At 71.0% G+C, this 22150-nt stretch carries 21 protein-coding genes and 1 rRNA gene; 7 read left to right on the forward strand and 15 right to left on the reverse strand.

Annotated features, from left to right (window positions below):
- Positions 1-142 precede the first annotated feature (142 nt).
- Positions 143-1507 carry a zinc-dependent metalloprotease gene (locus tag ACZ63E_RS25320; RefSeq protein ID WP_465338565.1) on the forward strand — a complete coding sequence of 455 codons (1365 nt, stop codon included), beginning with the start codon at positions 143-145 and terminating at the stop codon, positions 1505-1507.
- Between the two features lie 429 nt (positions 1508-1936).
- Here the strand turns inward: ACZ63E_RS25320 and ACZ63E_RS25325 are convergent, their stop codons facing one another.
- Positions 1937-2446: a M48 metallopeptidase family protein gene (locus ACZ63E_RS25325; protein WP_465311733.1), complete on the reverse strand. Its 510-nt coding sequence runs from the start codon at positions 2444-2446 to the stop codon at positions 1937-1939.
- 230 nt (positions 2447-2676) lie between these two features.
- Between ACZ63E_RS25325 and ACZ63E_RS25330 the strand changes: the two genes are divergently transcribed.
- From ACZ63E_RS25330 to ACZ63E_RS25340, 3 genes are all read left to right on the forward strand, one after another.
- Complete coding sequence (locus tag ACZ63E_RS25330) at positions 2677-3723, forward strand: ThiF family adenylyltransferase (protein WP_465338566.1); 1047 nt, start codon at positions 2677-2679, stop codon at positions 3721-3723.
- 60 nt (positions 3724-3783) lie between these two features.
- The gene (locus tag ACZ63E_RS25335) at positions 3784-5124 is read left to right on the forward strand and encodes an ABC1 kinase family protein (RefSeq protein ID WP_465338567.1); all 1341 of its coding nucleotides are present in this window, start codon (positions 3784-3786) and stop codon (positions 5122-5124) included.
- A gap of 162 nt (positions 5125-5286) precedes the next feature.
- Positions 5287-6174, forward strand: a complete 888-nt coding sequence (locus ACZ63E_RS25340; protein WP_465338594.1) for a hypothetical protein — start codon at positions 5287-5289, stop codon at positions 6172-6174.
- Between the two features lie 532 nt (positions 6175-6706).
- On the opposite strand, the gene ACZ63E_RS25345 is transcribed toward ACZ63E_RS25340, so the two are convergent.
- The 6 genes from ACZ63E_RS25345 to ACZ63E_RS25370 all read right to left on the reverse strand — a co-directional run bounded on the left by ACZ63E_RS25345 (position 6707) and on the right by ACZ63E_RS25370 (position 11173).
- A complete protein-coding gene (locus ACZ63E_RS25345) occupies positions 6707-6892 on the reverse strand; it encodes a hypothetical protein (RefSeq protein WP_465338595.1) in 186 nt (61 codons plus the stop codon).
- Complete coding sequence (locus ACZ63E_RS25350) at positions 6889-7761, reverse strand: class I SAM-dependent methyltransferase (protein ID WP_465338568.1); 873 nt, start codon at positions 7759-7761, stop codon at positions 6889-6891. Before ACZ63E_RS25350 ends, ACZ63E_RS25345 begins: the two co-directional genes overlap by 4 nt.
- Positions 7762-7849: 88 nt before the next feature.
- Positions 7850-8104, reverse strand: a complete 255-nt coding sequence (locus ACZ63E_RS25355) for a hypothetical protein (RefSeq protein WP_465338569.1) — start codon at positions 8102-8104, stop codon at positions 7850-7852.
- Positions 8101-8451, reverse strand: coding sequence for a WhiB family transcriptional regulator (locus ACZ63E_RS25360; protein WP_465311739.1), 351 nt, complete (start codon positions 8449-8451; stop codon positions 8101-8103). The genes ACZ63E_RS25355 and ACZ63E_RS25360 overlap by 4 nt, the downstream gene beginning before the upstream one ends.
- A gap of 149 nt (positions 8452-8600) precedes the next feature.
- Positions 8601-8855: a hypothetical protein gene (locus ACZ63E_RS25365; RefSeq protein WP_465311740.1), complete on the reverse strand. Its 255-nt coding sequence runs from the start codon at positions 8853-8855 to the stop codon at positions 8601-8603.
- A 236-nt stretch (positions 8856-9091) separates the two neighbouring features.
- Positions 9092-11173: an ATP-dependent DNA helicase UvrD2 gene (locus tag ACZ63E_RS25370; protein ID WP_465338570.1), complete on the reverse strand. Its 2082-nt coding sequence runs from the start codon at positions 11171-11173 to the stop codon at positions 9092-9094.
- 65 nt (positions 11174-11238) lie between these two features.
- Between ACZ63E_RS25370 and ACZ63E_RS25375 the strand changes: the two genes are divergently transcribed.
- A complete protein-coding gene (locus tag ACZ63E_RS25375; protein ID WP_465311742.1) occupies positions 11239-11967 on the forward strand; it encodes a DUF4191 domain-containing protein in 729 nt (242 codons plus the stop codon).
- A 56-nt stretch (positions 11968-12023) separates the two neighbouring features.
- On the opposite strand, the gene ACZ63E_RS25380 is transcribed toward ACZ63E_RS25375, so the two are convergent.
- Complete coding sequence (locus ACZ63E_RS25380; RefSeq protein WP_465338596.1) at positions 12024-12413, reverse strand: RDD family protein; 390 nt, start codon at positions 12411-12413, stop codon at positions 12024-12026.
- 270 nt (positions 12414-12683) lie between these two features.
- Here ACZ63E_RS25380 and glnA point away from each other — a divergent pair, with 270 nt between their 5' ends.
- Complete coding sequence (gene glnA / locus ACZ63E_RS25385; RefSeq protein ID WP_465311743.1) at positions 12684-14108, forward strand: type I glutamate--ammonia ligase; 1425 nt, start codon at positions 12684-12686, stop codon at positions 14106-14108.
- A 69-nt stretch (positions 14109-14177) separates the two neighbouring features.
- On the opposite strand, the gene ACZ63E_RS25390 is transcribed toward glnA, so the two are convergent.
- From ACZ63E_RS25390 to ACZ63E_RS25415, 6 genes are all read right to left on the reverse strand, one after another.
- Positions 14178-14915, reverse strand: a complete 738-nt coding sequence (locus ACZ63E_RS25390; RefSeq protein ID WP_465338571.1) for a DUF6338 family protein — start codon at positions 14913-14915, stop codon at positions 14178-14180.
- A 195-nt stretch (positions 14916-15110) separates the two neighbouring features.
- Positions 15111-15539: an acyl-CoA thioesterase gene (locus ACZ63E_RS25395; protein ID WP_465338572.1), complete on the reverse strand. Its 429-nt coding sequence runs from the start codon at positions 15537-15539 to the stop codon at positions 15111-15113.
- A gap of 13 nt (positions 15540-15552) precedes the next feature.
- Positions 15553-18528, reverse strand: a complete 2976-nt coding sequence (locus ACZ63E_RS25400) for a bifunctional [glutamine synthetase] adenylyltransferase/[glutamine synthetase]-adenylyl-L-tyrosine phosphorylase (protein WP_465338573.1) — start codon at positions 18526-18528, stop codon at positions 15553-15555.
- 29 nt (positions 18529-18557) lie between these two features.
- Complete coding sequence (locus tag ACZ63E_RS25405; RefSeq protein WP_465338574.1) at positions 18558-19691, reverse strand: inorganic phosphate transporter; 1134 nt, start codon at positions 19689-19691, stop codon at positions 18558-18560.
- Positions 19692-19789: 98 nt separating this feature from the next.
- Entirely contained in the window at positions 19790-20539 is a 750-nt protein-coding gene (locus ACZ63E_RS25410) for a type 1 glutamine amidotransferase (protein ID WP_465338575.1), read from the reverse strand.
- Positions 20540-20558: 19 nt separating this feature from the next.
- Entirely contained in the window at positions 20559-21014 is a 456-nt protein-coding gene (locus tag ACZ63E_RS25415; protein ID WP_465338576.1) for a rhodanese-like domain-containing protein, read from the reverse strand.
- Positions 21015-21125: 111 nt separating this feature from the next.
- Here ACZ63E_RS25415 and ACZ63E_RS25420 point away from each other — a divergent pair, with 111 nt between their 5' ends.
- On the forward strand, positions 21126-21578 hold the full coding sequence (locus ACZ63E_RS25420; RefSeq protein ID WP_465311749.1) for an Lrp/AsnC family transcriptional regulator: 453 nt from the start codon (positions 21126-21128) through the stop codon (positions 21576-21578).
- 480 nt (positions 21579-22058) lie between these two features.
- Here the strand turns inward: ACZ63E_RS25420 and rrf are convergent.
- Positions 22059-22150: ribosomal RNA gene (rrf, locus tag ACZ63E_RS25425) — 5S ribosomal RNA — on the reverse strand; the annotation flags it as partial.

Here is a 22150-nt window from a genome sequence, read left to right on the forward strand (position 1 = left end):
GGGTTCCGGGCTGCTCTTCGCGGGCGCGGTCTGCTCGGAGGACTTGGTCACGCCCGACAGCGTACGGTGACCGTGTTCGCTTCTCGGTGAAGGCCACGCACATGACGCGCTGGAGGCTTCCCGACCCGCGTACGGTGGACACATGAGCAAACCCCCGTTCGGCTTCGGACCTTCCGATCCCGACAAACGAGGTGAGAACGACCCCTCGGAGCCGTCGGGCGCCGAGGCCTTCAACCAGCTCGGGCAGATGCTGAGCCAGCTGGGCCAGATGCTCAGCCAGGCCGGTACTTCCAGCGGGCCGGTGAACTACGACCTCGCCAAGCAGATCGCCCTCCAGACCCTGGGCAGCGCCGGCAACACCGGCGAGAGCCGCCTCGGTTTCTCCGGTGGTGACGACTCGAACGCCGCCGTCCGCGACGCCGCCCACCTGGCCGAGCTGTGGCTCGACGCGGCCACCCAGTTCCCGGCCGGCGCGACGTCCGCGGTGGCCTGGTCGCCGCGCACCTGGGTGGAGAGGACCCTGCCGACCTGGCAGCGGCTGTGCGACCCGGTCGCCCGGCAGATCTCGGGCGCGTGGATGGAGGCGCTGCCGGCGGAGGCCAAGGAGGCGGCCGGCCCGCTGCTCCAGATGATGGGGCAGATGGGCGGGATGGCCTTCGGCTCCCAGCTCGGCAACGCGCTGGCCCAGCTCGCGTCGGAGATGCTGACGGCGTCCGAGATCGGCCTGCCGCTGGCCCCGGCCGGGACGTCGGCGCTGCTGCCGGCGAACATCGAGAAGTTCGCCGAGGGCCTCGAGCTGCCGAGCAGCGAGATCCTGGTTTTCCTGGCCGCGCGCGAGGCCGCGCACCAGCGCCTCTTCACGCACGTGCCGTGGCTGCGGCAGCGCCTGCTGGCAACGGTCGAGGAGTTCGCGCACGGCATCTCGGTGGACACGTCGGCGCTGGAGTCCCTGGCCGGCCGCATCGACCCGGCCAACCCCGCGAGCATCGAAGAGGCGATGTCGTCCGGGCTCCTGGAGCCCCAGACGACAGAGGAGCAGAAGGGCGCGCTGAACCGCCTGGAGACACTGCTCGCCCTGGTCGAGGGGTGGGTGGACGTGGTGGTGGCCGAGGCGGTCGGCGACCGTCTGCCCGGAGCGGACGCCCTGCGCGAAACGCTGCGCCGCCGCCGCGCGACGGGCGGCCCGGCCGAGCAGACGTTCGCAACGTTGGTGGGCCTGGAGCTGCGCCCCCGCCGCATGCGAGCGGCGTCATCGCTGTGGAAGCTCCTGGGCGACCGCCACGGAGTCGAGAAGCGCGACGGCCTCTGGTCCCACCCGGACCTGATGCCCACGGCCGAGGACTTGGACGAGCCGATCGACTTCGTCCAGCGAGTGGGCGAGACGGACTCGCTCGAAGGTCTGGACCCGATCGCCGAGCTGGAGCGCACTGAGCGTTCGGAGCGCGAAGAGCGGGAGAAGTCTTCGTCCTCGGAGGAGACACCTGAGGACGGCGACAGTAAGAGTTGAGTTGGTACGAAGCCGGGCGTCTCGCAATCCGCGAGGCGCCCGGTTCTGTTTGCGCGGCCGCCGAGGTCCAGCCCACGGCGACCGACGGTCCTCAGCCGGGCTGACCTCGCCTTGCCGAGTTGCCGTCGCAGCCGACCGGCGAGCTCACCGATCATCATGACCCGGCCCCTGGCCCACCCGCCACAGCCGAGCGACGAACTCACAAGCCCGCCCGACCAGGCTCTGCCAGCCCACCCGCCGCTCCCGACCGGTGACCTCTCCAACCAGCCCGACCGGACTCCGCCCGCCTACCCGCAGCGACCGTGACCAGCACGCAGGGCATCCACCGCCCGACCAGCAACCCCTCACCGGCCCGCGCATCAACCCGCCCCGAACGCAGCCGGAGTGATCCGCACCCGGCGAATCACCCCGGCCCCATCCGGAACCCGATCAGTCGTCCTCGGAGATCCCCCACCCGGCAGCGGCCGACAGGCCCTCCAGGTAGCCGATCGCCCGTTCCGCCTTCGGGTACTTCCGCACCAGCGCCCAGAACGCCGCGTCGTGGCCGGGCTCGCGCAGGTGCGCCAGCTCGTGCACCAGGACGTAGTCCAGCACCCACGGCGGGACCTTCCGCAGCCGGTCGCTGACGCGGATGGTCGCGTCGACCGGCGTGCAGGACGCCCACCGCGTGCGCATCGGCGGCACCCAGCGGACGCTCGCCGGCGTCGCGGTGCCGCCCAGGTACTTGCCCGACAGCAGCGCACAGCGCGCCAGCAGGGCTTCGTCCGACGTCTTCGGGGACGCCGGGCGTCGTGGTTCCGAGCGCTGGAGCTTGCGCTCCATCTCAGCGACCCAGTGTTTCTCCTCCGCCCTGGTCATCCGCGCGGGGATGAGCACGACGAGCGTGTCGTCGTTCCAATACGCGGTGACCGTCCGGTGCCGGCGCTGGCTGCGCCGCACTTCGACCTTGTGTCCGGGTGTGTCCGACAGGGGGCTCGTGTCCCCCCGGCCTCTCAGTGAGGGCATCCGTGCTTCGACCACTCGACAACGGTAAGGCCAACCACCGACAACTCCGAGTCCGTCGAGGTCACGGACCCGAGTTGTCCACAGGCGGTTCCACTTGTGGACAACTCGACCGATCCGGCGTCTTCCGGGGCCGTCCGGCGTCCACCGGGTGCCATCCTGCGGACATGATCCTCTCCACCGCGGACATGCCACCGGTGCTCCTGCCGGCCCACCCCGCCCTGCTCCCGGGCCTCACCGTGCTCGAACGCGGCTCGCGCGAGATCCAGATCGGGCTCGACCCGCGCCACGGCGTGATCGTCGAAGGCCTCCCACCCGACCTCGTCGCGCACCTGCGCACGCTCGACGGAAGCAGGCACGTGGAGCGGATCCTGCTCGCGGAGAGCGAACACCGCGAGCAGCTCCGGACACTCCTGCGGCAGCTGACCGCGCTCGGCCTGGTCACCGACGCCGGCCGCCCCGACGGGCCGGGTTTCCGCGGCGAAACCGGTCTCTGGTCACTGCGGGCGCATCATCACCACGCAGCGCTGTCGGACCGGCGGCGCGCCGCCGCCGTCACGGTGCACGGTGACGGCCGGATCGCGGTCGCGGCCGCCGTGCTGCTGGCGAACGCCGGGATCGGGCACGTCGAGCTGCAGCTGTCCGGCACGGTCACCGAACACGACCTCGGCTCCGGCTTCACCGACGCGGACCTGGGCCGGCCCCGGCGCCAGGCGCTGGGCGACCTGCTCCGCCGCGTCGATCCGGACGTCCGCGTCACCCGGCTGCACGATCGGTACCCGGACCTGGCGCTGCTCACCGACGCCGTCGTGCCGGCGCCCGAGACGGTCGCCGAGCTGATGGAGGACGGCGTCCCGCACCTGATGGCGCGCGTCCGCGACGGCACGGGCATCGTCGGGCCGCTGGTGCTGCCGGGCCGCAGCTCGTGCCTGCGCTGCGCCGACCTGCACCGGACCGACCTCGACCCGTGCTGGCCCCGCGTCGCCGGCCAGCTCGCCGGGCGGCACCAGCGGCCCGACCTCGGCGCCGTCCACGCCTGCGCGTCGCTGGCCGTGGCCCAGGCCATGCGGCTGCTGTCGCCGGCCGAACCGGCGCCACCGGCGTGGAACACCACCCTCGAAATCGACGCCTTCGACGGCCGCATCCGCCACCGCGGCTGGCCACCTCATCCGCGCTGCGGGTGCGGTCCGCGGGCCGTACTCCAGGAGACGTAGGCCACTAAGACGTCGCGAGCAGGCTGCGCGGCTCCGGCGATGCAAGGCAGAATCGCCGGTGTGACCGACTTCCGCGACCCAGCCGATCGTGACACCGCGATGCCGCGCAAGGGTGCCGCCCGTACCGCCAAGCTCGCCAGTCTCCCGCTCGGGATCGCCGGGCGGGCGGTCGGCGGGTGGGGCAAGCGGCTAGCGGGCCAGAGCGCGGAGCAGGTGAGCGCGACGCTCTCGGCGAAGGCCGCCGAGCAGCTGTTCGAGGTGCTCGGCACGCTCAAGGGCGGGGCGATGAAGTTCGGCCAGGCGCTGAGCGTCTTCGAGGCGGCGGTGCCCGACGACATGGCGAAGCCGTACCGGGAGGCGCTGACGAAGCTGCAGGCCGCCGCGCCGCCGATGTCGGCCCGGCAGACCCACCGGGTGCTCGCCGAGCAGCTGGGCCGCACCTGGGCCGGCCGGTTCACCTCGTTCGAAGACGAGCCGTCGGCGGCCGCGAGCATCGGCCAGGTGCACCGCGCGGTCTGGCACGACGGCCGCGAGGTCGCGGTCAAGGTGCAGTACCCGGGCGCCGACGAGGCGCTGCGCAGCGACCTGCGGCAGCTGCAGCGGTTCAGCCGGCTGTTCCAGGCGTTCGTGCCCGGCACCGAGGTCAAACCGCTGCTGGCGGAGCTCGCCGAGCGGATGAACGAGGAGCTCGATTACCAGGCCGAGGCCCAGCACCAGCGGGCGTTCGCGAAGGCGTTCGACGGTGATCCCGGCATCCTGGTGCCGCGGGTGGTCGCCAGCGCGCCGAAGGTCGTCGTGACGGAGTGGGTGACCGGCACCCCGTTGTCGAAGGTGATCGCGGACGGCGATCGCGAGACCCGGAACCTGGCGGGCCGGCTGCTGACGGAATTCCACTACTCCTCCCCCGAGCGCGTCCACCTGCTGCATTCGGACCCGCACCCGGGCAACTTCATGATCACGGCCGACGACAGGCTGTGCGTCATCGACTTCGGCGGCGTCGCGCGGCTGCCCGAAGGCATCCCCCGTCACCTGGGCGAGATGACGCGGCTGGCCCTCGACGGCGAGTCCGCCGACCTGATGCGCCTGCTGCGGGAGAACCGGTTCATCCGGCCGGACAGCGACCTGACCGCGGACGAGGTGCTCGCGTACCTGGCGCCGTTCACCGAGCCGCTGGCCGAGCCGACGTTCCACTTCACGCGCAAGTGGATGCAGCGGCAGGCGGGGCGCGTCGGCGACAGCCGCGGCAACGACTTCCGCGTCGGCCGCTCGCTGAACCTGCCGCCCGAGTACCTGATGATCCACCGGGTGACGGCGGGGTCGACGGGCATCCTCTGCCAGCTCGACGCGGAGATCCCGGCCCGCGACATCGTGGAGCGCTGGCAGCCCGGTTTCGCGGCCTGAGTTGTCCACAGGACGGCCCGCGAACGGTGTGATCCGGGCGAGTTGTCCACAGCTGCGGGGAACGGGGTTCCACCCGGTTGGCCGAGCCGTCATGCTCGAGGCATGACTGCTACTCAGTGCACCGACCCGCTGTCCCTCAGTAATCCCGGCAGCTGTGAGGTGATGAACCTCGAACAGTTACGCAGGGCCGGAGTGTCCGACCGAAGAACCCGGCGGCTCTGCGGCCCCGGCGGGCCGTGGCGCCGCCTGCACCCCGGTGTTGTCCTGCTGCGCAACGCGGCCCCGACGCGGTCGCAGCTGATGCACGCCGCGCTGGTGCGGTACGGGCCCCGGGTGGTGATCACCGGCGCCGACGCGCTGCGGGCCCACGGCGTCAAGTGCCCGGCGACCGACGAGATCCAGCTGCTGGTGCCGGACTACTGCCGGGTGACGGCGTGCGAGGGCGTCCGCGCGGCACGCACGGCCCGGATGCCGGCGCCGGCGATGATCGACGGACTGCCGTTCGCCCCGCCGGCCCGCGCAACGCTCGACCTGGCCCGCACCGAACCCAACCCGGCGCGCATCCGCCATCTGCTGACGCTGCCGCTTTACTGGGGTTTGTGTGATCGGCAGGAGCTGCTGACGGAGCTGGACGCCGGCCCCCAGCGCGGCACGTCGGCGGTCCGGAAGGTGCTCCGCGAACTGGACGAAGGCCCGATCCAGGCCCACGGCCTGGCCACCCGAATCCTCGACACGGCGCACCTCCCACCCCCCAGCTGGGACGTGACGATCTGCGACCGCCGAGGCCGCAGAATCGGCGAGGCCGACGCATGGTGGGACGAGCTGGGCTTGGCCTGGCAGTACCGCTGCGGCCCAAGCCAACCAGGCGGCTTCACCCACCTAGCCCTGGCGGCAACGGGCATAGTCCTGGTCCGCTGCACGGTCCGCCAGCTACGCCAGGTCCCCGACGAAGTGGCCCAAGAGCTGGCCCTGGCGTTCGGCGACGCATCCCGCACACCCCGCCCCCGGGTCCGAGCGGTCCCGATGACCCCAATCGGAGACGCGGCATGACAGCTACCAACCCCAAGGGCCCACCAGGCCGGAACAGAGACGCATGACCGACCACCGACGGCCAGACCGAGGCGACTCCCTCAGGCCAGGCCAGGGTCAGGCCAGGCCGAGCCGGTCTGGCTGGTTCCGGCTATGCCCGAACGCCCAACTGAACCAGGTCCGGCCCGCCGAGTCCGGCCGCGCAGAACAGACCGGGCCGGGCCAGCCGAGGCACGGCTGGGCCGGGCCGGGGCAGATTGAGCCGGAACCGGATCAGGGCCGATCGGCAGATCCGCCGCGCCTGGCCAGTCGAGCCGGCGGTCAGGCCGAGCCGGGCCGACCTGGGCTGATCTGAACCAAGCCAGGCAGGTCGCGCCGGGACCCGGCCCGGCCAGGCCCGGCTCGCCAGTCCGAGCGGCAACCCGCACCCGATCCCGGGCCAGCCGGCCGAGTCGAGTCCCACCAATCCGGGCAAGCCACGGCCGCACCAAATCAGCAGGTCAACCTGCGGTCCAACCCCAACCGCCACCCCTCCCCCAGGAGCGCCGATTGATCACCAGTACTCGTCCGGCAGCTTGCCCTCGATGTCCCGAACGTGCTGCCGCGCGCAGGACGGGCACAGCCACCGCACCCCACCCCGCTCGCGGCTCGACACCCAGGCGAGCGCCGCAACAGGGTCGTCGTCAGCACTCCGGGTGCGCCCGCAGCGGGAGCACACCACTGGCTCCGGCGCGCTCACCGTGACCATCCACAGTGGATCGCCTTGGCGCCGAACAGGTACAGGTCGTCGCGTTTGCCGAGGTAGTCCGGGCCGTCCGGATCGATCAACGCCGCGACGGTCTCGCGGTCGGACGCGCCGAGCCACTCCCCGACCGACTCCGCGAGCCAGCCGACCCGGTGCACCGCGTACTCACGGAGGAGGTCCGAGCCCGGCATCGGGTGGTCGATGAGCGCGCCGAACGACTCGATCTCCGAGAGCCCCGCCGTGCGAAGCGCGTTCGGCCAGCCGTACGGCATGGCGACGCTGCCCGGGATGCCGGCCCGCATCCGGGCGAACCACTCGCCCCGCGCGGCGAGCAGCCGTTGCTCCAGCCCGGGTCGTCCTACCCCAAGATCCCAAGGGAGGCACCGCATCTCGAGCCCACCTTCACCGATGGCCAGTACCCCGCCCGGCCGCAGCAACCCGGCCAACGTGCGCAGCGCGGCCTGCTGATCACCGACGTGGTGGACGACGCCTGACGCCCACACCAGGTCGGCGGCGGGCACCGCGCCGCCCAAGGACGGGTCGGCGAGGTCGCCGGGCTGACCCACGACGTCGACCGTCTCGGTGGCGGCCTCGGAAACCGCCCGCCGCGCTTCGGCGAGCAAGGCAGGCGTGGCGTCGACGAGCACGATCGTGCCCCCGCCGCGGCGGGGGAGCTCGCGCGCGAAAAGCACGCTCATCCCGCCGGCGCCGCACCCGACGTCGACCACCACCGGTCGCTCCGGCAGCCGGGCGGCCAAGCGCGCCGCGACGGGCGTCAGCGCTTCGGCGTCGAGAGTGTCGGCCATGCGGAGCTGGGCCAAGCGGTCCGCCCAGTCGATGTCGTCGTGGGTGTGTCCGGGCATCACCCCATTCAACACCAGCCGGCGCGACACAACAGGCCAAGCACAAAGGCCCCCGCCGCCCCGAAACGGGGTGGCAGGGGCCCTGCGCTCAGCTCTGGTCCTGGTACCGCGCCGCCCGGCGGGTGGCCCATCGGGCTACTCGCGTCCAGCGGCGCTCGGCACGCGCGCTACCTCGGGCCCGCTGGGCGCGGACCCCTTCCTCCAGGTCACGTATTCGGGCCCGGGACAGTTCTTCGTAAAGCAACATCTCGCTGATCTCCTCGATCTCGGTCTTCGTCAACTGCAGTTGCGGACGGCACATCCGCGCTTCGTAGTCCTGTGCGGTAACCGGTTCGACGCTCATGCGGCGGCGCTCCGGTGATCGCCGGCGGCCTTGGCCGGCTCGACGGCGGCGTTCTTGCGCGGACGGCCACGGGGCCGCTTGCGCGCGATGACCACACCGCGCTCGAAGATCTCGCCACCCCAGACGCCCCACGGCTCGCGCCGGGCCAGTGCGCCGGCCAGGCAGGCCTCACGCACCGGGCAGTCGGCGCACTGCGCCTTGGCGCGCTCGAGCTCGGCCGGGGACTCCGCGAACCAGAGGTCCGCGTCGCCCGAACGGCAGGGCAGCGCCACGTCCGGTACCGCGACGGGGTCGAGCAGGTCGGCGAATATTGCCTCACCCGAGGTGTAGGCGACGGCCGAAGACATGGTGGTTCCTCCTTGTGTCGTACGGGTTTTCGGTTGGGAGATAGAGCTGGGCAACGCTGTTCCTCTTGGGTTGTGCAGCCAAAAACACGAAGGCCGCGGATCCGGGTTACCGGTTCCGCGGCCTTCGTGAGCCTCGTGTCCTGACTAGGTCAGGAACTTCGCTCCCGTATCGACAACGGAACACGGAACTGCTTGATGGTCGGCAGATCGGCCTGCGGGACGGCGTTGAGAACACCCTCGGTCCCGAAGACGACAGCACCAGTGGCACGACGCTCGACGCGCCGCATGCCACGGATCCCGTGCGCGCTCACGGACACACCGGTGCCCGGGCGCTGAGCAGCCGCAACTTCCGCGGCGCAGGACAGACGGGTGCCCGGGTTCGTGAGCGTCAGGTAGATGGTCATTTCACCGGCACCTCCTCGTCTGTACTCTGCACACGTGGCCGCGTTGCGCGGCGCATCTCGTGGATCCCCAGCCGAGCCGTTCCGGCTCGGTACTGGCAGGTTATTGCCCCCCACCACACCGGGGCAACTTAATTACGGGAAAATCCTCGAAGTTACGAAGATCGCCCCTGAGCAGCGGGTTCGCCGCGTGGATCATGGTCCCGACGCGGTCAAGGCCACATCAAGATCGTCCGGCGTCAGGACTCCGCCGACGCGCGGACGACGCCGAGGATCTCCGTGCCGAACCGCTCGAGCTTGGTCGCGCCGATCCCGGAGATCGACACCAGCGCCGCTTCGTCGACCGGGCGCTGCTCCGCGATAGCCATCAGCGTCGCGTCGGTGAACACGACGAACGCCGGCACCTTCAGCTCCCGCGCCCGGTCGCCGCGCCACGTCTTCAGCCGCTCGAGCAGGCCCTCATCCACTGTGGACGGGCATCGCCCGCAGCGGCCCAGCTTGACCTCGATGGTCTCCAGCAGCGGGCCGCCGCAGACGCGGCAGCGCGTCTTGACCGGCGCCGACGGCTTCTGCGTCCGCGCCGCCCGGGCGGCCGGATGGTCCTCCGGGACCAAGCCGTAGAGGAACCGGCTGCGACGGCGGTTGCGCCGCGCGCCCGGCGTGCGGGCCAGCGCCCACGACAGCCACAGGTGCTCCCGGGCCCGGGTGACGCCCACATAGAACAGCCGCCGCTCCTCCTCGATCGCCGCTTCGTCGTCGCCGGCGTGCAGGATCGGCATCGTCCCCTCGGCCAGGCCGACGAGGAACACCGCGTCCCACTCAAGGCCCTTCGCCGCGTGCAGCGACGCGAGCGTCACGCCCTCGACGGTCGGCGGGTGCTGGGCCGACGCGCGCTGGTCCAGCTCGCTGTTGAAGCGCGGCAGGTCCGCGTCCGCGACCGTCGACGCGAGCTCTTCGGCGAGCTCGACGATCGCCAGGAGCGCGTCCCACCGCTCCTTGGCCGCGCCGCCGGCGGGCGGCGACTCGGTGAGGCCGACCCGGGCGAGCACCGAACGCACCGTCGTGACCAGGTCGGAGCTGACGTCGTCGCTCGCGGCCCGCAGCGCGGACATCGCCTGCCGGACCTCCGTCCGGTTGAAGAACCGCTCGCCGCCGCGGACCAGGTACGGGATGCCGGCCTCGGCCAGCGCCGACTCGTAGGCCTCGGACTGGGCGTTGACGCGGTAGAGCACCGCGATCTCGCTCGCCGCGACCCCACCGTCGAGCAGTTCACGCACGCGCCGCGCGACAGCGCCGGCCTCGACCGCTTCGTCGTCGAACTCGGCGAAGCGCGGCTCCGGGCCGGGCGGCCGCTGGCCGATCAGCTTCAGCCGTGAGCCCGCCGGCCGGCCCCGCGCGGCGCCGATGACGCGGTTCGCCAGCGAGACGACCTCGGGGGTCGACCGGTAGTCGCGCTCGAGCCGGACGACGGTGGCCTCCGGGTAGCGCCGGGTGAACTCCAGCAGCGGCCGCGGCGACGCGCCGCCGAAGGAGTAGATGGTCTGGTTCGCGTCGCCGACGACGGTCAGGTCGTCACGGCCGCCGAGCCACGCGCCGAGCAGGCGCTGCTGCAGCGGCGTGACGTCCTGGTACTCGTCGACGACGAAGCAGCGGTAGCGGTCGCGGAACTCCTCGGCGACGACACCGTGTTCCTCGAGCACCGCCGTCGTGTGCAGGAGGAGGTCGTCGAAGTCGAGCACCTGCGCGGCGTTCTTCAGCTCTTCGTAGGTGCGGTAGACGTCGGCGATCTGCGCGGCCGGCGCCGGGATGTCCCGCTGGGCGCGTGCGGTGACGGCCGGGTAGTCGTCCGGGCTGATCAGCGACGCCTTCGCCCACTCGATCTCGCTCGCCAGGTCGCGCAGCACCTCGACCTCGGTGCCCAGCTTGTTCCGGTTCGCGGCCTGGCCGACGTAGCGCAGCTTGTTCTCCAGCAGGTCCCACGGCCGGTCGCCGACCACGCGAGGCCAGAAGTACCGCAGCTGACGGCGGGCCGCGGCGTGGAACGTCAGGGCCTGCGCGGCCTCGACGCCGAGGCCGCGCAGCCGCGTCCGCATCTCGCCCGCGGCGCGCGTCGTGAACGTGACGGCAAGCACCTGACCAGCGGAAACGTGCCCGGACATGACGAGGTGGGCGATGCGGTGGGTGATCGTGCGGGTCTTGCCCGTGCCGGCGCCGGCGAGGACGCAGACCGGCCCCCGCGGGGCACTGGCGGCGGCGCGCTGCTCGGGGTCGAGACCATCGAGCAGACGGGTGCGGCTCTTCGGGGAAAGTACGCCAGTCACGTCCCGCATCCTCGCAGAGGGGGACGGGGAATCGGGGCAGGGGCACGCGGCCGTATCCTGGTCATATGGCGGGACAGCAGGACAAGGAAGCGGCCAAGCAGGCCAAGAAGGAGAAGCGCGCGGCGAGCAAGGCCCGCCGTGGCCAGCTCTTCGAAGCCTTCAAGATGCAGCGCAAGGAAGACCCCTGGCTCATCCCGTGGATGGCCGGCTCGGTCATCGTCGTCGCCGGTGTGGCGTTCGGGATCGGGTTCTTCTTCGACGCGCAGTGGGCACTGCTGCCGCTCGGGATCGTCCTCGGCGCGCTGCTCGCCATGATCATCTTCGGCCGGCGCGTCCAGAAGACCGTCTACTCGAAGGCCGACGGCCAGCCCGGCGCCGCGGCGTGGGCGCTGGAGAACCTGCGCGGCAAGTGGAAGGTGACCCCGACCGTCGCCGCGACGACCCAGCTCGACGCCGTGCACCGGGTGCTCGGCGGCCCGGGCGTGGTGCTGGTCGCCGAAGGCGCGCCGCACCGCGTCAAGACGCTGCTCGCCCAGGAGAAGAAGCGCGTCTCCCGCCTGATCGGCGACACCCCGATCTACGACGTGACGATCGGCCACGAAGAGGGCCAGATCCCGCTGAAGAAGCTCCAGGGCTTCCTGATGAAGCTGCCGCGCAACCTCAAGCCGGCCCAGGTCGACGCGCTCGAGGCGAAGCTGGCCGCGCTCGGCAACCGCGGCGCGGCGATGCCGAAGGGCCCGATGCCCGCCGGCGCGAAGATGCGCAACGTCCAGCGCACGATCCGCCGCCGCTGACGCTCGCACGAAAAAAGGCCCCGTCCGGGTGGACGGGGCCTTTCTCGTACGGGGGCTCAGCGCAGCCGGACGACGACGGTGCCGGTCAGCCGGTCGAGCCAGCTGCGGCCGTCGGCGTTGCGGACCGCGGCCGGGATGATGACGAATGTCAGCACCGCCCGGACCAGCGCGCGCAGCGGGCCGACGAGCGCGGCGCCGTCGAGCCGGGCGACGCGGATGCCCACGGCACCCATGCCCGGGGTGAAGCCGAAGAAGCCGGCGGACACGACGGAGATGACGGCCCACACCCCGCCGGACCACAGGTTGAAGTTCTGCATCGCGACCGGGTCCTGCAGGCTCGGGTGCAGGAAAATGGCCGTGACCAGGGCCGCGACCACGAGGTCGACGACCAGCCCGAGCAGCCGCGAGCCCCCGCTCGCCGCCGAGCCGACACCCGATTCGGGCAACCCGAACCTTTCCCCCGGCCAGCGCGGGGCCTCCTGGTCGGTACCCTGGCCACCGTCACCGGTGCCGGGCAGCCATTCGCCGGTCCATCTCGCCACCCGTCCAGGGTATGCCGGTGGCGCGGACCACATCCCACCTGGTCGGATACCGGTCATCCGGCCACCCGTTAACACCGGCGAAACATACGGGTGACGGTCGGGCAACACCGCGCTTTTAGCGTGAGCCGAAGAGAGCACTGCCGCACGAGCCCGAACGAGAAGGAGTCACCGAGGGTGCCCACTACTCCAGACGACATCCAGCGCCTCATCGCCGACGAAAACGTCGAGGTCGTCGACGTCAGGTTCTGCGACCTTCCGGGCGTCATGCAGCACTTCACAGTCCCCGCGAAGGCCTTCACCGAAGAGGCCTACGAAGAGGGACTCGCGTTCGACGGCTCCTCGGTGCGCGGCTTCCAGTCGATCCACGAATCGGACATGCTGCTGCTCCCGGACCCCGAGACGGCGCGCATCGACCCGTTCCGCAAGGCGAAGACGCTCTCGCTGAACTTCTTCGTGCACGACCCGTTCACCCGTGAGGCGTACAGCCGCGACCCGCGCAACATCGCGCGCAAGGCCGAGCAGTACATCGCGGAGTACGGCGTCGCCGACAACGTGTTCTTCGGCCCCGAAGCCGAGTTCTACATCTTCGACTCGGTCCGCTTCGACTCCGCCGAGCACGCCTCGTTCCACGAGATCGACTCCGTCGAGGGCTGGTGGAACACCGGCGCCGACGAGGTCGGCGGCAACCAGGGTTACAAGACGAAGTTCAAGGGCGGCTACTTCCCCGTCCCGCCGGTCGACCACTTCGCCGACCTGCGCGACGAGATCGTCCGCAACCTGACGGGCTCCGGTTTCGAGATCGAGCGCGCGCACCACGAGGTGGGCACCGCCGGCCAGACCGAGATCAACTACAAGTTCAACACGCTGCTGCACGCGGCCGACGACCTGCAGCTGTTCAAGTACATCGTGAAGAACACGGTGTTCGCGGCGGGCAAGACGGCGACGTTCATGCCGAAGCCGCTCGCGGGCGACAACGGCTCGGGCATGCACTGCCACCAGTCGCTGTGGAAGGACGGCACGCCGCTGTTCCACGATGAGTCCGGCTACGCGGGCCTGTCCGATACGGCGCGCCACTACATCGGCGGCCTGCTCAAGCACGCCCCGAGCCTGCTGGCCTTCACGAACCCGACGGTGAACTCCTACCACCGCCTGGTCCCGGGCTTCGAGGCCCCGGTTTCGCTGGTGTACTCGCAGCGCAACCGCTCGGCGTGCGTCCGCATCCCGATCACGGGCAACAACCCGAAGGCCAAGCGCGCCGAGTTCCGCTGCCCGGACTCCTCGGGCAACCCGTACCTGGCGTTCTCGGCGATGATGATGGCCGGCCTCGACGGCATCAAGAACAAGATCGAGCCGGCCGACCCGATCGACAAGGACCTGTACGAGCTTCCCCCGGAAGAGGCGAAGAACGTCAAGCTGGTCCCGGGCGACCTGGGCACGGTGCTGGACACGCTGGAAGCCGACCACGACTACCTGCTCGAGGGTGGCGTGTTCACGCCGGACGTGATCGACACGTGGATCTCGTACAAGCGCGAGAACGAGATCGACCCCCTGCGGCTGCGCCCGCACCCGTACGAGTTCGCCCTGTACTACGACGTGTGATCGGCTGACGCGTCCCTTGGGCACGCCGGCGGTGAGGAGCGGAAACGCCCTCGCCGCCGGCGTTTCTCGTCACTGCTCCACTGCCGCCGGCGGGGGCGTCTTCTCACCCAGCCGCCGTTTCGACCGGACCGGCTCGCCGAACTCGTCCTGGTAGCAGACGCGCAGGTACGTGATCTGGGACCCCGCGATCAGGACCTTCTCCCACGTCTCGCCGATCGTCTCGGCTTCCTGCGGCTCTCCGGACTTCACCGGCACACTTCGCGCCAGTGCGGTCCCCTCGAGCAGGATCTCCCGGTCGTCCGGTTTCTCGCCGACCGTGTACCACTCGAGGTAGCCGTAGAACTCCGTCTCGTCCCGCAGCCGGACGTGCACCCAGACCTTGCTCTTCCGGTCCGGCCGATCCCGGCGCAACGCCACCTGCCAGGCGGTGTCGTTCGAGATCGAGGATCCTTCGTCCGCCAGCACCGCCACGACCCGGGCGACCACGGCCGCCAGCAGGCACGCCAGCGCCACCTCGCCCAGTGTGGTGAGGAAGATTCTCAGCAGGTTGCCCTGGAGGTACTGCGTCCCTTGCGCCAGCCAGCCGCGGAGGTCCACCGCGCCGGACGGCCAGGTGAGCCACACGGTCCACATCACCAGGCACGAAACCGCTGTGAACGCGAAGCTGGCCAACGCAGCGCGCGACGCCTCACGAAAGCCCGACTCGGTGATCGGCGACCGCTTGTGCTCGCGGTTCAGCTCATACACCACGCCTGGCGCGACGAGAGCGAGAAACGCGACCACCGCACCGATCGTCTGCGGAACCACCGGCGGCTACTTGGTGGGCCCGCCCTTGACCGGCGGAGAACCGGGATCCTTGTCGCCGCGGCCCCTCTTCTGGATGCCTTTATTAGGCAACTGACTGGGCTGCGACCTGCCGCTGGGATTCTTCTTGGCCATGTCGACCGCCTCCGTGTCCGTTTACGGTCGGAGACGCGGCGATCATGACCGGTGTTACCGTCCTCAGCCCTCCGAAGTCGACAGCACCTTCAGGTCCGCGCCAGCGGCCTCGAAAGCCCCCCTCGGGTCTGCCACCAGCTTCCGGAGCGAAAGGTCCATCAACCCCAGCGTGCAGGTGATCTCCGCGGCCAGCGTGCCGTCCGCCTTGTAGATGTTCGAGTCCATCGAGAACGTCTTGCCGCTGCCGAACTTGACGTCGCACGTCACGTCGACCTCGTCGCCCGCGCGCAGCTCGCGGCGGAACACCACGTGCGTCTCCAGCAGCACCGACGCCACGCCCGGGAGGCCTTCGAGCGCGCCCGCCTTCTCCAGGAGCTCCAGGCGGGACACCTCGCCGTACGAGTGGTACACGGCGTGGTTGAGGTGGCCCAGGGTGTCCAGCTCGTAGTGGCGGACCTTGATCCGGGTCCGGAACGGCTCTCGTGCAGTCACCCGCCCACTGTAATCAGGCCTCGTAGAACAGGTGCTCCACCACCGTGTGCGCCCGCCTGGTGATGCGGCGGTAGGTGTCGAGGAACTCGCCCGGGTCGTCCGCCGCCGACTGGCCGAGCACCCGGGCCACCGCGACCAGGTCGCGGCCCGAGCCGGGCACCTCGTCGACGGCCTTGCCGCGCACCAGCATCCCCGCGTTGCGCACCCGCGTCGCCAGCAGCCACGCCTCCCGCAGCGACTCCGCTTCGGACTCCGTGGCCAGGCCCGCTTCCGGCAGGCACGCCAGCGCGTCGAGCGTCGACGTCGTCCGCAGGCCCGGCACCGAACACGCGTGCTGGAGCTGCAGCAGCTGCACCGTCCACTCGACGTCGGCGAGGCCGCCGCGGCCGAGCTTCGTGTGGCGGGTCGGGTCCGCGCCGCGGGGCATCCGCTCGGTTTCGACGCGGGCCTTGATGCGACGGATCTCCCGGGCCTTGGTCGGCTCCAGGCCGCCCTCGGGGTAGCGGACCGGGTTGATCATCGTGATGAACCGCTCGCCGAGCTCGTCGTCGCCCGCGATGAACCGGGCCCGCAGCAGCGCCTGGGCCTCCCACACCTCGCCCCAGCGCGCGTAGTACGCGCGGTACGACTCGAGTGTCCGCACGAGCGGCCCGCTCCGGCCCTCCGGCCGCAGGTCGGCGTCGACCACCAGGGCCGGGTCCGAGCTCGGCGCGCCCAGCATCTTCCGGACGGTCTCCGCGACCGACGAAGCGAACTTCACCGCGTCGGCGTCCGAAACGCCTTCGGCGGGCTCGCACACGAAGAGCACGTCGGCGTCCGAGCCGTACCCCAGTTCGGCGCCGCCGAGCCGGCCCATCCCGATGACGGCGATGCGCGCCGGCGTGCGGCCCAGCTCCGCCTGCCGCTGGCGGAAGGCTGAGGCCAGCGCGCCCTGGAGCACGGCCACCCACACACTCGACAGCGCCGCGCACACCGCGGGGACGTCGAGCAGGCCGAGCAGATCCGCGCACGCGACCCGCAGCATCTCGTGCCGCCGCAGCGAACGCGCGGCCGTGACCGCCGCGTTCAACCCGGGCTGACGCCGGACGGCGGCCCGCAGCGACGTCGCCACGTCGGCGGGCGTGCGGCCCAGCAGCCGGGCCGGATCACCGAGCAGCTGCAACACTTCCGGCGCGCGGACCAGCAGGTCGGGGACCAGCCGGGACGTCCCGAGCAACACCGCCAGGTTCTCGACGACCGTGCCTTCGTCGCGCAGCACCCGCAGGTACCACGGGGTGTCTTCGAGCGCCTCGGACACCTTCCGGTACGACAGCAGCCCGCCGTCGGGGTCGGGGGTGTCGGCGAGCAGGTCGAGCAGCACCGGCAGCAGCGCCTGCTGGATCGCCGCGCGCCGCGAGACGCCCGCGGTGAGGGCCTTGATGTGCTGCAGCGCGCCGTCGGGGGCGGTGTACCCGAGCGCGGCCAGCCGGCTGGCGGCCTGTTTGGTCGTCAGGCGCAGCGCTTCGGTCGGCACGTTCGCGACGGACTGCAGCAGCGGCCGGTAGAAGATCTTCTCGTGCAGCCGCCGGATGCCCTTGGCGTGCTTGCGGAACTCGGCCAGCAGCGCGTCACCCTGGCTCTTGCCGCCGGCCGCCTTGATGCCGCTCGCCCGGGCGAGGATCCGCAGCTCGGCGGTCTCCGACGTCGCCGGGAACAGGTGGGTGCGGCGCAGCCGGCGCAGCTGCAGCCGGTGCTCGATCATCCGCAGGAACTCGTACGACGCCCCGAGCTCGGCGGCGTCCTGACGGCCGACGTAACCTCCCTCGCCGAGCGCCGCAAGCGCGTCCATCGTGGACGGTGACCGCAGCTTGTCGTCGACCCGGCCGTGGACGAGCTGCAGCAGCTGCACCGCGAACTCGACGTCACGCAGGCCACCGCGGCCGAGCTTGAGCTCACGCTCGGCGTGTTCGGACGGCACGTGCCCTTCGACCCGGCGGCGCATCTGCTGCACCTCGTCGACGAAGTTGTCCCGGTCGGCCGCCGACCACACCAGCGGCGCGACCATCTCGGCGTACTGCCGGCCGAGCTCGGCGTCACCGGCGACCGGACGCGCCTTGAGCAGCGCCTGGAACTCCCAGGTCTTGGCCCACTTCCGGTAGTAACCCTGGTGGCTTTCCAGCGTGCGGACCAGCGCGCCGGCCTTGCCCTCCGGGCGCAGCGCCGCATCGACGTCGAAACACGCCTTGCCGGTCACCCGCATCATCGTGCTCGCGAGCCGCGTGGCGACCCCGAGGTCTTCGGCGCCGACGAAGATGACGTCGACGTCGCTGACGTAGTTGAGCTCCCGGCCGCCGCACTTGCCCATGGCGATGATCGAGAGGGTGCCCTCGGCGGACGCGCCGACCTCGGCTTCGGCAACGACGAGCCCGGCGGCGAGCGCGGCCTCGGCCAGCTCGGTCAGCTGCGCCGCGACCTCGGCGTAGTGCGGGTGCTCCAGGCCGGCCTCGACGAGGTGTCCCAGGTCCGCGGCGGCGATGCCGAGCAGCTGGCCGCGGTAGGCGATCTTGAGCGCCTGCTCGGCTTCGAGCCCGGTGAGCACCGAACCGTCGTCCCCCACGAGCGAGCTGCTCAGGTTTTCCCGGTAGCAGGCGGCGTCGGTGCACTTGTCGCCGGTGAGCGACCGCCACTGCGCGGGGTTCGCGGCGACGAAGTCGGCGAGCGCGCTCGACGTCCCCAGCACGCCGAGGAAGCGCCCGCGGAAGGTCCGGTTTTCGCGCAGTTGTGCTTCGAGCGCCGTCCATTCCGAGTCGTCGGCTTCACGGATCCGGTCGAGCCCGCGCAGCGCGAGATCCGGGTCGGCGGCGCGGGACAACGCCGTCAGGACATCGGTGGCGGCGGCGACCGGGCCCGCGTCGTCCCACCAGCCGGCCGCGCGCAGCTGACCCTCGGCACGGGAATCGGTGAAGCCGTACCTCGCCGCCGAAGCGGTCGTTCGCGCGCGGTCTGCCATCACGAACAACTTAACCCGGCGGGCTCCGGTCAGGCGGCGAGCCGGCCCGGTTCGCTGTCGGCGGGCGTCGGCTCGGGCACCTGGAAGCTGTGCGCGGTGACGGGGTGGCGCCGCGAGAGGAGGTAGATGCCGAGGCCGACGCCGATCCCGACCACCCCGACGGTAACGGTGCCCGCGGTGCCGAGCGAGGCGATCTTGCCGGAGACGGCGCCGACGATCGCGGCCGCGGGCAGCGTGAACAGCCACGCGACGACCATCCGGCCCGCCATCCGCCAGCGGACCGGCGCCTCCCGCCGTCCGACACCGGAGCCGACGATCCCACCGGAGCAGACGTGTGTCGTCGACAGCGGGAAGCCCAGCCGCGACGAGACCAGGATGACCAGCGCCGAGCTCGTCTGGGCGGCGAAGCCCTGTGGGCCTTCGATGTCGGTCAGGCCCTTGCCGAGGGTGTGCGTGATGCGCCAGCCGCCGAGGTAGGTGCCCGCGGCGAGGGCGCAGGCGGCGCTGATGATCACCCAGACGGGCGGGGCGGCGCCCGGCGGAAGACTACCGGCGGTGACCAACGTGAGTGTGATCACGCCCATCGTCTTCTGCGCGTCGTTCGTGCCGTGGGCCAGCGAGACCAGGGACGCCGAGACGATCTGTCCGGCCTTGAACCCGCGCGTGGCCGGCCGTTCGCGGACGAGGAAGCGGTAGACCAGGTACGTCGCGACCATCGCCACGAGGCCGGCGATGACCGGGGACGCGGCCGCCGGCACCAGCACCTTCTCGACGATCTTTCCGAAGTGGACCGAGTCGGCGCCTGCCGACACCCAGGTGGCGCCGATCAGGCCGCCGAACAGCGCGTGCGACGAGCTCGACGGCAGGCCGACGAACCACGTCACGAGGTTCCAGACGATCGCGCCGATCAGCCCGCCGAAGACGATCGACGGGCCGATCTTCGTGTCGTCCACCAGGCCGCTGGAGATCGTCTTGGCGACCTCCACCGACAGGAACGCGCCGATCAGGTTCAAGATCGCGGAAATCGCGACGGCCACCCGGGGCTTGAGGGCTCCGGTGGCGATCGACGTCGCCATCGAGTTCGCGGTGTCGTGGAACCCGTTCGTGAAGTCGAAAACCAGGGCGGTGACGACGACGAGCACGACCAGCAACGAGGGATCCACCCCGACCTCCGAACACCCTTGTGGGGGACTTCTCCCGCAAGGTACCTGAAGATCGATCCTTGTCGTTAAGAGCCCGTAGCTGTTTGTGACATCCGCCGTTAAGCCAGCGGTAACGTCCGTTGACTGTCGGCAGCGGGTGTGAGCTCACCGGCGGCCAACCGGACGAACCGCTGCGCGAACGGACGCCAGATTTCCTCGATGTCGGTGTGCACGGCGACCAGCGCGTCGTGCTCCAGTGAGCCCGGACGGGCGAATTCCGCCATCTCGGGCTCGTCGGCCGCCCAGCTCGCGACGACGGCGGGCGTCGTCTCGATGTGGAACTGGACACCGTAGACACAACGGCTGATCCGGAAGGCCTGGTTCGGGTAGCGCGGCGCGGACGCGAGCAGCTCGGCGCCGGGCGGGAGCCGGGTGATCACGTCCTTGTGGAACTGGAGGACGTCCTGCATGAGCGGCAGGTCGGCGAAGAGCGGATCGGTCCAGGCGGCATCCTTCTTCGAGACGAGCTGAGGGCCGGCCTCGGGCCCGTCCTGGCCCACCTCGACGCGGCCGCCGGTCGCGACGGCCAGCAGCTGCGCGCCGAGGCAGACCCCGAGGGTGGGGAGCCGCTTCGCCGCGGCCTTCGAAAGCAGCCGCCGGACGTCGGCGAGCCACGGGTGCTTCGTGTCGTCCTCCGCCGACATTCCGCCGCCGAGGCAGACAACGCCGTGGTAGCCGTCGAGGTCCGCGGGCAGGCCGGCGTCGGGGAGCAGCCGGACGTCGAGCTCCGCGCCGGCGTCGGTCAGCCAGTCGCCGAGGGTGCCGAGCGGGTCCGAGGCGTCCGGCTGGATGATGAGCAGTCGTGTCACGTCTTCCAGGGTAGGTGCGTCAGCAGGCGCAGCGGATTCCGGCTGGTCCGCTTGCTGTTTCGCCTTCGGTGTCGCCTTCGGTCTCGCCTTCGACCGGGTAGCCGGCCGCGGCCCAGCCGGTGATGCCGCCGGAAAGCCGTTTCACGCGGAAGCCGAGCCCGGCGAGTTTGAGCGCGCCCTTGGTGGCGGCGTTGCAGTTGGTGCTCTCGCAGTAGCAGACGTAGACGAGGTTCCGGTCGAGGTGAGCAGTGCTCTCGGCCGTCATGTCGCGGTACGGGAGGTTGATCGCGCCGGGGATGCGGGCCAGCTGGAAGGCTTCGGGCGCGCGGGTCTCGACTACGACGTAACCGTCGGTGAGACCGGCTTCGAGGTCCCGGACGAGATCGTCGGGATCGACCTCGAAGGCGAGTTCGGCGCCGAAGTACTCCAGGGCGGCGTCCGGCATCGGGGCGGGGACGGTGAGGATGCGGGTCATGAGGTAAATCCTGCTGGCGGCGGGCCCGGGGACACAGGGCAGAATCGGGGTGGAAGCCCGGCCCGGCCGGGGATTTCCCGGTGTTGACCCTGCTCACCTTGGAGAACCGCGGTGGACGCTCTCGACGACGTCGACTGGCACCTGCTGGAGCTCCTCCAGGCCGACGGCCGCCTGAGCTTCACCGAGCTCGGCCGCCGGGTGTCGCTGTCCGGTTCGGCGGTGACGGAGCGCGTCCGCCGCCTCGAGGAGCGCGGCGTGATCACCGGTTATGCGGCGAGCGTCGACACGACGAAGCTGGGCCTGCCGATCGAGGCGCTGGTGCGGGCCCGGGTGCGGAGCTTGGACACCCCGAGGTTCAGGACGGCGGTGCTCCCGCTCCCCCAGGTCGTCGCGGCGGACCACGTCACGGGGGACGAGTGCTGGATCCTGCGGGTGCTGTGCCGGGATACGGCGGAGCTGGAGGGGTTGGTCGAGAAGGTGCAGCGGTACGGGGAGACGACAACGTCGTTGGTGTTGTCATCGCCGTTGCGCCGGCGGCCGCCGGCTCGGCCGGGGTCGGTTTGAGGCTTCACGCGTGATCCGAGGGGTATCGGGTGTGTCTGGCGGGGCATCACGCGTGATTGGGCGGGCATCAGGCTGGGGCCGCGGATCGGCGCCGGCGTGATCCGAGCCGGAACTTGCGTGATCAGGGACCGAACTCGCGTGACTGGAGCCGGAACTCGCGTGATTGAAGGCGGAACTCGCGTGACTGCAGCGCCGACACGCGTGATTGGGGAGTCGACACGCGTGATTGCAGGGTCGACACGCGTGATCAGACGGTCAACACGCGGACCTAGAAAGCCGACACGCGTACCTGAGCGGACGACACCCGACCTGCACGGCCGGCTCCCATACCTGGGCGGACGACACGCGTACCTGGATGGCCGGCCCGCGTACCCGAGTGGACGACACGCGTACGTGGGGGGACGACACGGGTTTTGGGCATACAGAAAGGCCCCGGGAGAACCATCACTGGTCCTCAACCGGGGCCTACCTGTTCGTTAAGTTCGGCGGTGTCCTACTCTCCCACAACCCTTCGGTTGCAGTACCATCGGCGCTGTCAAGCTTAGCTTCCGGGTTCGGAATGGGACCGGGCG

This window comes from Amycolatopsis sp. NPDC104819 (assembly GCF_055583145.1).

Coding starts and splice junctions, on each gene's coding strand:
- ACZ63E_RS25415 (WP_465338576.1), bottom strand. CDS start 21,014: ATGACCCGCATCCTCACCGTCCCCGCCCCGATGCCGGACGCCGCCCTG.
- ACZ63E_RS25375 (WP_465311742.1), top strand. CDS start 11,239: ATGGCGGGACAGCAGGACAAGGAAGCGGCCAAGCAGGCCAAGAAGGAG.
- ACZ63E_RS25350 (WP_465338568.1), bottom strand. CDS start 7,761: ATGCCCGGACACACCCACGACGACATCGACTGGGCGGACCGCTTGGCC.
- ACZ63E_RS25330 (WP_465338566.1), top strand. CDS start 2,677: ATGATCCTCTCCACCGCGGACATGCCACCGGTGCTCCTGCCGGCCCAC.
- ACZ63E_RS25365 (WP_465311740.1), bottom strand. CDS start 8,855: ATGACCATCTACCTGACGCTCACGAACCCGGGCACCCGTCTGTCCTGC.
- ACZ63E_RS25360 (WP_465311739.1), bottom strand. CDS start 8,451: ATGTCTTCGGCCGTCGCCTACACCTCGGGTGAGGCAATATTCGCCGAC.
- ACZ63E_RS25355 (WP_465338569.1), bottom strand. CDS start 8,104: ATGAGCGTCGAACCGGTTACCGCACAGGACTACGAAGCGCGGATGTGC.
- ACZ63E_RS25320 (WP_465338565.1), top strand. CDS start 143: ATGAGCAAACCCCCGTTCGGCTTCGGACCTTCCGATCCCGACAAACGA.
- ACZ63E_RS25400 (WP_465338573.1), bottom strand. CDS start 18,528: ATGGCAGACCGCGCGCGAACGACCGCTTCGGCGGCGAGGTACGGCTTC.
- ACZ63E_RS25340 (WP_465338594.1), top strand. CDS start 5,287: ATGAACCTCGAACAGTTACGCAGGGCCGGAGTGTCCGACCGAAGAACC.